The sequence below is a fragment of the Pandoraea capi genome (assembly GCF_902459735.1).
In the GTDB taxonomy this organism is placed as follows: domain Bacteria; phylum Pseudomonadota; class Gammaproteobacteria; order Burkholderiales; family Burkholderiaceae; genus Pandoraea; species Pandoraea capi.
Window position 1 is genome coordinate 155,034 of the sequence record NZ_CABPRV010000010.1, and the last position, 13,823, is coordinate 168,856.

At 63.7% G+C, this 13,823-nt stretch carries 11 protein-coding genes; 7 read left to right on the plus strand and 4 right to left on the minus strand.

The genetic code is table 11. The features are described 5' to 3' along the window. Window positions 1–73: 73 nt before the first annotated feature. Entirely contained in the window at window positions 74–580 is a 507-nt protein-coding gene (locus tag PCA20602_RS19550) for an SRPBCC family protein (protein WP_069340622.1), read from the minus strand. A 2-nt stretch (window positions 581–582) separates the two neighbouring features. Continuing rightward, window positions 583–915 carry an ArsR/SmtB family transcription factor gene (locus tag PCA20602_RS19555; protein WP_150722623.1) on the minus strand — a complete coding sequence of 111 codons (333 nt, stop codon included), beginning with the start codon at window positions 913–915 and terminating at the stop codon, window positions 583–585. Between the two features lie 145 nt (window positions 916–1,060). Here PCA20602_RS19555 and ribBA point away from each other — a divergent pair, with 145 nt between their 5' ends. From ribBA to PCA20602_RS19575, 4 genes are all read left to right on the plus strand, one after another. Next, entirely contained in the window at window positions 1,061–2,182 is a 1,122-nt protein-coding gene (gene ribBA, locus PCA20602_RS19560) for a bifunctional 3,4-dihydroxy-2-butanone-4-phosphate synthase/GTP cyclohydrolase II (protein ID WP_069340620.1), read from the plus strand. A gap of 129 nt (window positions 2,183–2,311) precedes the next feature. Next, on the plus strand, window positions 2,312–2,827 hold the full coding sequence (gene ribH / locus PCA20602_RS19565; protein WP_150722624.1) for a 6,7-dimethyl-8-ribityllumazine synthase: 516 nt from the start codon (window positions 2,312–2,314) through the stop codon (window positions 2,825–2,827). Then, window positions 2,827–3,279 (plus strand): transcription antitermination factor NusB, encoded by a 453-nt coding sequence (nusB, locus tag PCA20602_RS19570; RefSeq protein ID WP_069340618.1) that lies wholly within the window; start codon window positions 2,827–2,829, stop codon window positions 3,277–3,279. Before ribH ends, nusB begins: the two co-directional genes overlap by 1 nt. 40 nt (window positions 3,280–3,319) lie before the next feature. Further along, window positions 3,320–4,522, plus strand: coding sequence for a pyridoxal phosphate-dependent aminotransferase (locus PCA20602_RS19575; protein ID WP_150722625.1), 1,203 nt, complete (start codon window positions 3,320–3,322; stop codon window positions 4,520–4,522). 203 nt (window positions 4,523–4,725) lie between these two features. On the opposite strand, the gene PCA20602_RS19580 is transcribed toward PCA20602_RS19575, so the two are convergent. Then, window positions 4,726–5,784 (minus strand): lytic transglycosylase domain-containing protein, encoded by a 1,059-nt coding sequence (locus PCA20602_RS19580; protein WP_150722626.1) that lies wholly within the window; start codon window positions 5,782–5,784, stop codon window positions 4,726–4,728. A 569-nt stretch (window positions 5,785–6,353) separates the two neighbouring features. On the opposite strand from PCA20602_RS19580, the gene ubiD reads away from it, so the two are divergent. From ubiD to PCA20602_RS19595, 3 genes are all read left to right on the plus strand, one after another. Then, window positions 6,354–7,904, plus strand: coding sequence for a 4-hydroxy-3-polyprenylbenzoate decarboxylase (ubiD, locus tag PCA20602_RS19585; protein WP_150722627.1), 1,551 nt, complete (start codon window positions 6,354–6,356; stop codon window positions 7,902–7,904). A gap of 354 nt (window positions 7,905–8,258) precedes the next feature. Beyond that, the gene (locus PCA20602_RS19590) at window positions 8,259–9,776 is read left to right on the plus strand and encodes an NAD-dependent succinate-semialdehyde dehydrogenase (RefSeq protein WP_150722628.1); all 1,518 of its coding nucleotides are present in this window, start codon (window positions 8,259–8,261) and stop codon (window positions 9,774–9,776) included. Between the two features lie 405 nt (window positions 9,777–10,181). After that, window positions 10,182–11,798, plus strand: coding sequence for an APC family permease (locus tag PCA20602_RS19595; protein WP_150722629.1), 1,617 nt, complete (start codon window positions 10,182–10,184; stop codon window positions 11,796–11,798). Between the two features lie 79 nt (window positions 11,799–11,877). Here the strand turns inward: PCA20602_RS19595 and PCA20602_RS19600 are convergent, their stop codons facing one another. Beyond that, on the minus strand, window positions 11,878–13,818 hold the full coding sequence (locus tag PCA20602_RS19600; protein ID WP_246182243.1) for a GGDEF domain-containing protein: 1,941 nt from the start codon (window positions 13,816–13,818) through the stop codon (window positions 11,878–11,880). Between the last annotated feature and the right edge of the window lie 5 nt (window positions 13,819–13,823).

Genomic DNA, 13,823 nt, shown 5'->3' on the forward strand with positions numbered 1-13,823 from the left:
AAAGGGGATGCGCCTTCGGGCACATCCCCTTTTTCATTGACCAACGACGTTGTGCGCGGCGTCGCGGCAATCGTCACTTCATCAATTCGACCAACTGATCCAGCGCCTTGCCCCAACCGTCGTGGAAACCCATCGCTTCGTGCTGGGCGCGGGTCGCTTCGTTCCCGTGAATCGCAATCGCCGTGTAGCGCGTGCCCTTGCCTTGCGCTTCCATCAGCACGGCCGCGGTGAACTGGAAACCGCCATGCTCGGCCTCCGGTGCCGGCGCCGGACGGAAACCGGGGAGCACCGCATTCGTCCACACGAGCCGCGAGTTCTCGATGACTTCCAGATAGCAACCGACGTTCGGGAACTGCTGCCCTTCCGGCGAGCGCATCACGGTATGGAAACGGCCGCCGGGGCGCAGATCGATCTCGCATTCCACCGTCTGCCACGGCGCGGGCGTGAACCACTTCTTGAGATGCTCCGGTTGCGTCCAGGCCGCCCAGACGCGCTCGCACGGCACGTCGACGTAACGCTCCAGCACCAGATCCAGCTTCGGGTCGACCGAGAAAAGCGTGGCTTGCTTTGCGAGGCTCATGTTCACGTCTCCTTCATCTGCAATAGATAGTCATCGAGTTGATCGAGGCGGCGCGTCCACTTGTCGCGCTGCAACTGGAGCCAATCCTGCGCGCCCACGAGGGTCTGCGTCTCCAGCGCATACGTGCGCACACGCCCGGTTTTTCGCGAGACGACCAGCCCGCTCTCTTCCAGCACGCTCAGATGCTGGGAGAACGACGGCAACGCCATCGAAAACGGGCGCGCCAGCTCGCTCACGGACGCCGGGCCCAATGTCAGGCGCTCGACGACCGCACGTCGAGTGGGATCGGACAACGCCTGAAAGATTCGATCGAGAGGGATGGATTGGTTAGCCATGCGCCTGACTATAGTCGCCGCAATTACTTAGGTCAATGCCTTTGTATTGATGCTTTTCCGTTGGCCGAAGCCCCAGATCGAACGCTGGCGCGCACCGGCTTGGCGTAGAATAGAGCCTTTCCAAATTCAGCCCCGCGTTGCCGCTATGCCGTTGGCCACTACAGAAGAAATCATTGCCGAGCTGAAGGCCGGCCGCATGGTAGTCCTCGTCGATGAGGAAGATCGTGAAAACGAAGGCGACCTGGTCATGGCAGCCGAATTTGCGACGCCCGAAGCCATCAACTTCATGGCGAAGTACGGGCGTGGCCTGATCTGCCTTACGCTCACGCAAGCCCGCTGCAAGCAGCTCAATTTGCCGCTGATGACATATCGCAACGGCACGCAATACGGCACGGCCTTCACGCTGTCGATTGAAGCCGCCGAAGGCGTGACGACGGGTATCTCTGCCGCCGATCGTGCGCATACCGTCAAGACCGCGATTTCGCGCGACGCGCGTCCGGAAGACATCGTTCAGCCGGGTCACGTGTTCCCGATCATGGCGCAGCCCGGCGGCGTGCTGGTGCGCGCCGGTCATACGGAAGCCGGCTGCGATCTGACCGCCATGGCTGGCCTTACGCCTGCTGCCGTCATCTGCGAAATCATGAACGACGACGGCACGATGGCGCGCCTGCCGCAGTTGCTGGAGTTCGCCGAGCAACACAACATCAAGATCGGCACGATCGTCGACCTGATCCACTATCGCAGCCGCACCGAATCGATGATCGAGACGGTGGCGTCGCGCGAAATGCAGACGGCATGGGGCCCGTTCCAGGCAACGCTCTATCGCGACAAGCCGAGCGGCAATCCGCACCTCGCGCTGGTGCGCGGCACGCCGTCCCCCGATGACGAGACGCTGGTGCGTGTGCACGAGCCGCTGTCGGTCATGGATCTGCTCGAAACCGGTGTGTCCACTCACTCGTGGACCCTCGCCGGCGCGATGCAGGCGATTGCCGAAGCCGACAAGGGCGTGGTCGTGCTGCTCAACTGCGTGGAAACACCGGAGCATCTGTTCAATCAGTTCGAGGCGCTCGACGAAACCGAGAAGGCCGCGCGCGCCAAGCGCCGCCCGGTCGACTTCCGTACACATGGCGTCGGCGCGCAGATCCTGCGCGAGCTGGGCGTCGGTAAAATGCGTGTGCTGTCGAGCCCGCGCAAGATTCCCAACATGGCAGGTTATGGCCTCGAGGTCACCGGTTTCCAACCGATGCCCGGCGCCACGGCGGCCTGAGCCAGACCCTTTATCGATGTTCCGCCCAACGCAGGCGGGACATCATCTTGCCGAGCATCGCCTGTCTCGGGTGTGCCGGTACAACGTTGGCCGCACCGCCTGGACGGTACTTTTTTGAGGAAGCCCATTATGGAAATCGGACAATACGAGCCGGAACTCGACGGTGTAGGTCTGCGCATCGGTATCGTGCAGGCGCGATTCAACAATGCGGTTTGCGCCGCCCTGCGTGAAGCGGCCGTCGCCGAACTCGAACGCCTGGGCGTCGACGGCGAAGACGTATTGCTCGTGACGGTGCCCGGCGCGCTGGAAATCCCGTTGGCGCTGCAGAAGATGGCCGAATGCGGCCAGTTCGACGCGCTCATCGCACTCGGCGCGGTGATTCGCGGCGAGACGTATCACTTTGAGCTGGTGTCGAACGAAAGCGGCGCCGGTATCACGCGCATCGGCCTCGATTTCGGTATCCCCATCGCCAACGCGGTGCTGACGACCGAAAACGACGAGCAAGCCGAAGTGCGCGCCGCCGAAAAGGGTCGCGATGCGGCCCGTGTGGCGGTGGAAATGACCAATCTGCTCGAAGCCATCGACATGCTCAGTGGCGAAGAGGGATCGGATGAAGACGAAGACGAAGAAGAGGAAGATCGGTAATGAAGAGTGCACGGCGCCGCGCGCGCGAATTCGCGCTGCAAGGAGTGTATCAATGGCTGATTTCGCGCGGCCACGCGAGTGAGATCGATGCTCACCTGCGCTCCACCCCCGGCTACGACAAGGCGGATCAGGTCCTCCTGGAAGCTGTGCTGTACGGCAGCATTCGCGAGGCCGATGCCTTGTCGCAGCAACTCCAGCCCTATCTGGACCGGCCGGCAGCCCAGTTGTCGCCCATCGAACACGCCGCGCTGATCGCCGGTGCGTACGAACTGATTCATCTTCAGGACGTGCCGTACCGTGTGGTGATCAACGAGGCGGTCGAAGTCGTGAAGACGTTCGGCGGCCCGGACGGCCACCGTTTCGTGAACGGCGTGCTCGACAAGTTCGCTGCGGAAGTGCGCCCGGTGGAAGTCGCCGCCAACCGCAACGGCGGTCGCGGCAAGAGCGCCTGACGTCAGCCCCCGTCCGGATACAACCCTCCCCCGCCCCCCCATGGACCGCACGCCCAATCTCGCTCCCGCGCTGACACTTGCGCAACGCGTCGACGATATCGCCCCCTTCCACGTGATGGAGCTGGCCAAGCAGGCCGCACTACGCGAGAAGGCCGGGCACCGGGTGATCCACATGGGGATCGGCGAGCCGGACTTTACGGCGCCCGAAGCCGTCATCGAAGCAGCCGCGAAGGCCATGCGCGACGGCCGGACGCAGTACACCGGCGCGATGGGCATTCCGGCGTTGCGTGAAGCGATCTCCGGCTACTACCGTAGTTTCTACGGTGTGGATGTCGATCCGTCGCGCATCGTCGTGACGGCCGGCGCGTCGGCCGCGCTCGTGCTGGCCTGTGCGGCGCTCGTGGGTGTCGGCGACGAAGTCCTGATGCCGGATCCCTGCTACCCGTGCAATCGTCACTTCGTCTCGACGTTCGACGGCAAGCCCGTGCTGATTCCGTCGGGACCTGCGGAGCGGTTTCAACTGACGGCCGAGCGAATCGAGTCGCACTGGGGCGCGAAGACGAAGGGCGTGCTGCTTGCCTCGCCATCGAACCCGACAGGCACGTCCATCGAGACGGATGAGTTGGCTCGTATCGTCCAGACGGTGCGCGCTCGCGGCGGCTTCACGCTCGTCGACGAGATCTATCAGGGGCTCTCCTACGACGGGAAGCCCACCACGGCACTGAGCTTCGGCGACGACGTGCTGGTCGTGAGCAGCTTTTCGAAGTACTTCAACATGACGGGCTGGCGTCTGGGCTGGCTGGTGGTGCCGCCGGCCATGGTGCCGACGTTCGAGAAGCTCGCGCAGAATCTGTTCATCTGTCCGTCTGCCGTGGCACAACATGCGGCAACGGCGTGTTTTCTCCCGGAAACCCTGGCGATCTACGAGGAACGCAAGGAAGCGTTCCGTCAGCGTCGCGACTACGTGGTGCCGGCGCTGGAGCAGCTCGGGTTCAAGGTACCGGTCATGCCGGATGGCGCGTTCTACGTGTACGCCGACTGCACGGGCGTCGCTCACCGCGATGCCGGTGACAGCGATCGCCTGACACAATCGCTGCTGCAACAGGCAGACGTCGTGCTCGTGCCGGGTCTCGACTTCGGCTTTGCCGAGCCGCGTCAGTACATCCGCCTGTCGTACGCCACGTCGCTCGAACAATTGCACGAGGCCATGGACCGGATCGGCAAGGTGTTCGCGGCGGGCTGAATCAGCGCTGTCGACACACCGGGGGCCATACCGTCTTACCGTCGCCCAAACAAAAAACCCATCGAATCGCTTCGATGGGTTTTTTGTTGGCTGTCGCGGTGCCCTTCTATATAGATAGCATCGCAGGCCGATGGATGCGCCGGCCGTGGCGCATCACGCGAGGTCGTCGACCCTTTCAGGTCGCTCGGGGGCAATCAGGCCAATCAGGCCGCCGTGCTGTCGTCCGCTTCGAGCGGCTTGGTGGCCGAAGCCGCCTTGCCGTTCGACGTCGACGCTGCCGGCGCGGGCACCGATTCCGTCGAGGCATCCGACTTGCTGCCGGTCGAGACCGGCTTCGCCACCGGCTTGGCCGAGCTGACCATCACCGGCGCCTGCGGCTCGTTCGGCGAGACCTTGCGTCCCATGGACACGCCACGCAGACGATCACGCTCGGCGAGCACCTTGGCACCGTAACCGCCGTCACCGGCGCTGGTCGACCCGACATACAGACGCAGACCACCGGCGAGCGAACCGCCGCGTGCGATGCATTCCTTCAGAATCAACGCGCCGACCTTGATGTTGGCCAGCGGGTGCAGCGCTGCTTCCGGACCGCCGAAGTATTCGAGCTTGTCCTGATGCACCTTCGACATGACCTGCATGAGGCCCTGCGCACCGACGGTGCTTTCAGCGTACGGGTTGAAGCCCGACTCGATTGCCATGACGGCGAGCAACAGCAGCGGGTCGAGACCCACTTCCTTGCCGGTCGAGTAAGCCGCGCGCACGAGGTTACCCGTCACGTCACCCGCCACGCGATAGCGGCGTGCGAGATAGTCGGCCACGGCGATCTGCTCGCGCGTGTCGAGAACCTTGGTGGCACGCGCATCGGCCGCCACACGCTGGTTCGGAATATAAGCTGCGAGAACCGCAGCCGACGGGACGTGTTGCGCAGCCTGCGCCATCATCGTCGAGTCGGACGGGGTGCCCTGTGCGAGCGTGCCGCCGTTGGCGCCCTGGCCGGCCGCATTGGCCGTACCGGTGGCTGCCTCGAGCAGCGGACCCACGCGCGACGCCAGATCGGCGCGCCACGTCGGTCGGGCCCACAGCGCCAGCGTGCCAACCACGGCAACCAGACCGACCGCGCTGGACGTATACAGTCCAACACGACCGCCGTGCCATGCCAGGCGACGCCAATCGCGGCGAGCCACGGCTACCGTTGCCGCCCCGCGTGCGCGAAGCGCAGCGAACACGGCCAGTAGCCAGGGTGATAAACCAGACTTCTTCATACTACGTACTCCGGTTACGCCGTCACCACGGGGTGGCCCCGGGGCGTAAGGAAGTAAGCCGGTATGCCCGCCAGGCATCCCGTGAAGCGCTTACTTACGGCATATGGAACGAGGCGGTGCATCGTGTTTGTCATGGACGATGCCGCTACCGCCGCAGCGCGCCGACCTGTTCAGGTCTCCGGCGCTGACGAGCTATCGCTCGCGCTGCTTCCTAAAACACTGGCTTCCCGACCTCGGTGAGAAAACCAGCCACTGAAAATCCACGTCGATGTTGTAGTTGTCGCTAAGCTTGAGCGGGTCGGCCTACCCGTCATCGAAGCCGCCTTTCTGGATTCAACGGGCGGATTGTAGCAGTGATATATAAACCGTCAATACTATTATTAGTCGAAATGATTACTAAAAGTAATTTGTAACGGCTGTTTTGCCGTGACGTTCGGACACCTTGGCCGGTAAAATGCCCTGCCTCACCCCGCGTTTACAAGGGTGTTCTCCCAACTTTCATCGATTTCAAACGACCGTTTACTCCGGTCGTATGAATTTCGTAAAAATTTTTGGTAACGGTTTGTTTCATGAAATATCTCGATCTTCGTGACTTCACCGCGCAACTGGAGCGATCCGGCCAGCTTCGTCGCGTAGACGTGCCGGTCTCGCCGGTGCTTGAGATGACCGCGCTTGCCGATCGCGTGCTCAAGGCAGGGGGGCCAGCCCTTTGGTTCGAGCGGCCGACCGGTTACGACATGCCGGTGCTCGCCAATTTGTTTGGCACCCCTGAACGTGTCGCCTTGGGCATGGGTGTCGACGACGGGGACAACGCGCTGAGTTCGCTGCGCGATATCGGTCGCCTTCTCTCGACACTCAAGGAACCCGAGCCGCCGCGCGGCCTGAAGGACGCCGGCAAGTTGTTCGGCATGGCCAAGGCCGTGTGGGACATGGCACCCAAGGAAGTGAGCAGTCCGGTGTGTCAGGAGATCGTGTGGGAGGGCGATGAAGTCGACCTCTCGCGCCTGCCGATCCAGACCTGCTGGCCTGGCGATGCCGCACCGCTCATCACGTGGGGTCTGGTCATCACGAAGGGGCCGCACCGTAAGCGTCAAAACCTCGGGATTTACCGTCAGCAGGTGATCAGCCGCAACGAAGTCATCATGCGCTGGCTTGCTCATCGCGGCGGTGCGCTGGACTTCCGGGAGTTTGCACAGGCCAATCCGGGCAAGCCGTTCCCGATCGCTGTGGCGCTCGGCGCTGATCCGGCGACGATGCTCGGTGCCGTCACGCCCGTTCCCGACACGCTGTCCGAGTATCAATTTGCCGGCTTGCTGCGCGGCAGCCGTACCGAACTGGCGAAGTGCGTCACGCCGGGGCTCGAATCGCTACGCGTGCCCGCGCGCGCCGAAATCGTGCTCGAAGGTTTCATTTACCCGTCCGAACAACCGCCCGTCGTGCCCGAAGGTGCGCCGCCGGCGCCGTCGCGAGGCGCCACTGCCGGTTATCAGCACGCGCTCGAAGGCCCCTACGGCGACCACACCGGCTATTACAACGAGCAGGAGTGGTTCCCGGTCTTCAAGATCGAGCGCATCACAATGCGCCGCAACGCGATCTATCACTCGACCTATACCGGCAAACCGCCCGATGAGCCGGCCGTGCTCGGTGTCGCGCTCAACGAAGTGTTCGTGCCGCTGCTGCAAAAGCAATTTCCGGAAATCACCGACTTCTACCTGCCGCCCGAAGGTTGCAGCTACCGGATGGCCATCGTGCAGATGAAGAAGGCGTATCCGGGGCACGCCAAGCGGGTCATGTTCGGCGTGTGGAGCTTCCTGCGTCAGTTCATGTATACGAAGTTCATCGTGGTGGTGGATGAAGACGTCGATATTCGCGACTGGAAGGAAGTGATCTGGGCCATCACCACGCGGGTGGATCCGACGCGCGATACGACCCTCGTCGACCAGACCCCGATCGACTATCTCGATTTCGCCTCGCCCAAGGCGGGGCTTGGCTCGAAGATGGGGATCGACGCGACCAACAAGTGGCCGGGGGAAACTTCGCGCGAATGGGGGCGTCCGATTGAAATGACCGCCGACGTGGATGCACGCATGGCAGCGCTATATAAGGATCTCGGTCTGTAAAACAGGCATCGCGATCCTCTGCCATGCCGAACGCCGGCGCCCGTCGGGTTGCCGGCGTTTTCATGGGTGCCGCCCGCTGACGCCCCCCCCCCGAGCCTTTGATGGATGGGGTTCGCAGCGGCCGTCACGAATGCCTCGCACGGCTGGAGTAAGCTGGCAGCCTACGGACAGGTCAGCCGTGCAGGCCGTAATCCCGCATTCGTCTCGTGATCCTTCGGGTCATTCGTCTCGTTACCTGCGGCTTCTGTCCCTGCGCGCTTTACCGCGTCAGTTACCGCTTTCGTTGCTATTTCCGTCCTCCGCGTGGCGCTGCCTCCCCAGAGCGCGCCGCACGGCTATCGAAAGGAGCCGATCGTGTCATCATCCCGCCCGCCTCATGCCTCCCGGCAATCCAGCGCTGCGGCCAAAGCGCATCCTGCCCTGGCCCGCCTGAAAGACCCCGAACTGCTCAAGTCCGACGCCTACATCGATGGCGACTGGACGCCTGCCGATTCCCACGCCACCTTCGTCGTCAACGATCCGGCGACCGACGCCGAGATCGCCCACGTGGCCGACCTTGGCGCCAAGGAGACCGAACGCGCGCTGGTGGCCGCCGAAACCGCCCTGCCGGAATGGCGCAGCAAGACGGGCAAGGAACGCGCGCGCATCATGCGTCACTGGTTCGACCTCATCATGCAGGCGCAGGACGATCTCGGCGCCATCATGACCGCCGAGCAAGGCAAGCCGCTCGCCGAGGCCAAAGGGGAAGTCGCCTACGGGGCGTCGTTCATCGAGTGGTTCGCCGAGGAAGCCAAACGGATCGACGGCGACGTACTCGCCTCGCCCGAAGGCGCCAAGCGCCTGATGGTACTCAAACAGCCCATCGGCGTCTGCGCATCGATCACGCCGTGGAACTTCCCCATCGCGATGATCACCCGCAAGATCGCACCGGCCATTGCGGCGGGCTGCACCATCGTGGTCAAACCGGCCCGTCTCACCCCGCTCTCGGCGCTCGCGCTGGCCGAACTGGCCGACCGCGCGGGATTGCCCAAGGGCGTCTTCAACGTGGTGACGTCGAAAAACTCGTCGGATGTCGGCAACGTCCTCACGTCCAGCCCCCGCGTGCGCCATCTCTCCTTCACGGGTTCGACCCCGGTGGGAGCGAAGCTAATGGAGCAATGCGCATCGACGATCAAGAAAGTCGCACTCGAACTGGGCGGGCTCGCGCCCTTCCTCGTTTTCGACGATGCCGACGTCGATGCGGCCGTCGAAGGCTGCATCGCCTCCAAATTCCGTAACGCCGGCCAGACGTGCGTCTGTGCGAACCGCATCTACGCACAAGACGGCATTTACGATGCTTTCGTCGAAAAGCTCACCGCCGCCGTGAGCAAACTGCGGGTGGGTAACGGCTTCGAGCCGGGTGTCGCGATCGGCCCGCTGATCGAGGACGCGGCCATCACCAAGGTCGAGCGCCATGTGGCAGACGCCATCGCCAAGGGCGGACGCGTCACCGTCGGCGGCAAGGTCCTGCACGGCCGCTTCTTCGAGCCGACCGTGGTGGCCGACGCCAGCGCGGACATGCTCGTCGCGCAGGAGGAAACCTTCGGCCCGGTCGCCCCCGTCTTCCGGTTCAAGGACGAAGCGGACGGCATCCGCCTGGCCAATGCCTCCGACTTCGGTCTGGCCTCGTACTTCTTCGCCCGTGACGTCGGGCGCGTCTGGCGCGTGGCCGAGGGGATCGAGGCCGGTATGGTCGGCATCAACACGGGGCTGATCTCGAACGAGGTCGCGCCGTTCGGTGGCGTCAAACAGTCCGGTCTTGGACGCGAAGGGTCGAAGTACGGCATCGACGAGTACCTTGAAATGAAATATCTCTGCCTTGCCGGCCTCTGAGTTTCATCTGACCCTTTAACAATCTGTAATAGTCGGATTCTCACGGCGCGAGCCGCGCCGTGACTGGCTTGCGCCCAATTCGACCTAACGTCGGCAAACGGGATGCCATTGTGAAAGTGTTACAAAGTCCCACAGACCCGCGCCGGCTCGGGTAGAATCGCGCTTTTTTTCGCGAACGGCGACTCCGACCCCATTTCGGGGGCCGCATGCTCCCCCTGCGGTGCCATCGGAACCCGGTCGTTTTTCGCGAAACCGATCAACAGAAGTCGCGTCCGTCAGCGCTACCCCCGCGCCGTCATGCTCCTTGTGACGGTGAATGGCCTGCCGGCGTGTCCGCCCTCGCGCAACGTGCCCTTCCCGACCACCGGGCGGCCGTTTGCTCCCCCCGGGCGTGGAGAAGACAGAATGGACAACAACCCATCCCTCATGCGCAACATCGGGCCGTTCGCCCTGATGTTGACCGGTCTCGGCTCGATCATCGGCTCCGGCTGGTTGTTCGGTGCCTGGAAGGCCGCCAAGATCGCCGGTCCCGCCGCACTGCTCGCGTGGCTCATCGGCGCCGTCGTGATTCTTGCCATCGCCCTGACCTACGCCGAACTCGGCGCGATGTTCCCCGAGTCGGGCGGTATGGTCCGCTACTCGCGTTATTCACACGGCAGTCTCGTCGGCTTCATCGCCGCGTGGGCCAACTGGATCGCCATCGTCTCGGTGATTCCGATCGAAGCCGAGGCGTCGATCCAGTACATGAGCACGTGGCCGTACGACTGGGCGCATGCCCTGTTCGTGGACGGCACGCTCACCACGAGCGGTCTGACGTTGTCGGCGTTGCTCGTGATCGTCTACTTCATGCTGAACTACTGGGGCGTGAAGCTGTTCGCGCGCGCCAACACGGCGATCACGCTGTTCAAGTTCGCGATTCCGGCCCTGACCATTGCCGGTCTGATGGTCGCCGGTTTTCACCCGGGCAACTTCAACATCGCCGAGCATGGCGGCTTCGCGCCAAACGGCATGTCGGCCGTGCTGACCGCCGTCGCGACGTCGGGCATCGTGTTCGCGTTCAACGGCTTTCAAAGCCCCGTGAACCTCGCGGGTGAAGCGCGCGATCCGGGGCGCAGCATCCCGTTTGCCGTGGTCGGTTCGATCCTGCTCGCCACCGTCATCTATCTGCTGCTGCAAGTCGCATACATTGGCGCGCTCTCGCCCGAACAACTGGCGGGCGGCTGGCACATGGTGAGCTTCAGCTCGCCGTTCGCCGAACTCGCGATTGCCCTTGGCCTGAACTGGCTGGCGATCGTGCTGTACTTCGACGCGTTCCTCAGCCCGAGCGGCACCGGCACGACCTACATGGCCACGACGAGCCGCATGATCTACGCGATGGAGCGCAACCGCACCCTGCCGGCGATTTTCGGCCGCGTGCATCCGCTGTACGGCGTGCCCCGTCCCGCGATGTGGTTCAACCTCGCGATCTCGTTCGTCTTCATGTTCTTCTTCCGTGGCTGGGACTCGCTGGCTGCCGTGATCTCGGTGGCCACGGTGATCTCGTACCTCACCGGTCCGATCAGTGTGATGGCACTGCGCCGCTCGGCGCCGGACATGCACCGTCCGCTGCGCCTGCCGGGCCTGTCGCTGATCGCACCCTTCGCGTTCGTGTGTGCGTCGCTGATCCTGTACTGGGCGCGTTGGCCGCTCACCGGCCAGATCATCGTGCTGGTGATCGTGGCGTTGCCGGTCTACTTCTACTATCAGGCGAAGGACAAGTGGCAGGGTTTCGGCCGCGACCTCAAGGCCTCGTGGTGGCTCATCGGTTACCTGCCGTGCATGGCGCTATGCTCGTACATCGGCAGCAAGGAATTCGGTGGCCTCGGTCTGCTGCCGTACGGCTGGGACATGGCGATCGTTGCGCTGCTGTCGCTCGTGTTCTATCACTGGGGCGTGAAGGCCGGTTGGCGTACCCCGTATCTGTCGGAAGAACGTGAGCAGGACGCCGCCAGCATGGACGGCATGCCCGCGCTGTCTCACTGAGCCACAGCGTCGCGCGTCATCCAACGAAAAAGCCCGCCAATCGGCGGGCTTTTTCATGGCCGGCGACCGCGCGAGCCGCTTACCGATGCGCCCGCCGACGCTCGATGAACAAGCTGTTGCCGAGCGCGCGCTTGGCCATCTTCTTCGCATCGGCTGCGGCGGCAGACACTTCCACATGAGACGGGAAGCTCTCCGGCGTGACGGCGACCACACCGATCGACAGGCTCGTGATCGGATGGAAGATGACCATGCCGCGACGATCCTCCGCCTCAAACCCACCGGCCGCAATCTGATCCGGATGAAAGTACTCCGTCACTGCCTCGCCGAAACGCGTGAGCGCTTCGCGGCAGCGGGCTTCCCAGTCCGGGCTGCGGAACAGAATCAGAAAATCGTCACCGCCGATGTGCCCGAGAAAGTCGCGCTCGGGATTGCGCACGGCCATCAACACGCGGGCGACGAGTTGAATCAGGTCGTCACCACGCCGATAGCCGAATACGTCGTTGAACGGCTTGAAGTTATCGAGATCGACGTAGCACGCGTGAAACGATTGACGCTCACCGATCATGCGATCCATGTAGTCGTCGATCGGCACGTTGCCCGGCAGCAGGGTGAGCGGATTGGCGTAACGTGCGGCGTCGAGCTGCATGTCGGTGATGTGGCGCATCAGCGCGTGTCCCTGCGCCACGCCGAAGTATCGCCCCTGGTCCGTCACGATGAAACCGGCGGCAATCTGACGACTCGCCCCTTCGGCGATCATTCGACTCAGGTCCTCGACGCGCGCCGCCTTGTCGAACGTCAGCGGGCGCGGTTCCATCACCGCCGAGCACGGTTTGCGTCCGTACAGTTCGCGCGTGAACGGACGCGCAAACCGCCCGATCAGCGACGCCCGTCCGATCAACCCGACGGCCCGCTCGCGCTCGACCACCGGCAGCACTTCCAGCGCCGGGTCGCTCTCGAAGCGGGCCACGACGTCCTCGCTGCGCGTGTCCGGCGACACCGGCGCCACGTACGACGCAATACGCTCGAGCGTCACGTTGCCCGCGCCCAACTGGCTCGGTTGCTGATGCACGTACGCGCGACGCTCGTTCACCACTTCCTGCACGTTAGCGGTAATCGCGCGCTGCGGCTGCGCCTCGGGACGCGCGATGAAATAGCCTTGTCCGAGGAAGATGCCCAGATCGCGCACGACCTGAAGCTCCTCGGCGTGCTCGATGCCTTCGGCGATCACGCGCGTGCCGCTCGTCTCGGCAATCTGGCGCATCGAGCGCACGAACTGAAGCTTGACGGTGTCGGTGTCGATCCCATCGACGAAATGCCTGTCGATCTTGACGTAATCGGGCCGCAGTTCCGACCACAGACGTAAGCTCGCGTAGCCCTCTCCCATATCGTCGAGCGCCACTTCGAAGCCCAGCGCGCGATACGCCGTGAGCGACGCGCGCGTACTCGCCAGATCCAGTGTCGGGGCGTGCTCCGTGAGTTCGAGCACCACGCGCTCGGGCGGCAGCCGGAACGACTGGAGCATGGCGAACGTCTCGTCCAGACCGAGCGATTCGCTCACCCCACCGCCAGGCAATGCGCGTGTCACGGGGCCGATATTCAAGAACAGACGTTCGGGCAGATCCTGCTCGACGAACCCCCGCAGCACCGTGCGACGACAGGCGAGTTCGAGCGGTCCGAGCAAGCCGTGACGACGTGCCGCGGCAAACAACGCCATCGGCGAATGGATCGAGGTGCCGGCAGGCCCGCGCACCAGTCCTTCGTAACCGGCGACTTCCGACGTCCGGAAGTCGAGAATCGGCTGGAAGACGCAGGTCAGGCCGATGCCTTCGCAAAGCTCGGCAAGCAACGACACTTCGTCAGGTTCGACGAAAGGAGCCGTCGGTGCAGAAGAAGCGACAGGAGATGGGGATAGGGAAGTCGAGCCGGCGGGTGCCGACTGTGCATCGTGCGCCGCCAGGGCGGTGCCAAAGCGGTCCTGCGGACGTATCCCGGCAACTGCGGCAGGCGGGAGAGGGTTCAACTGAG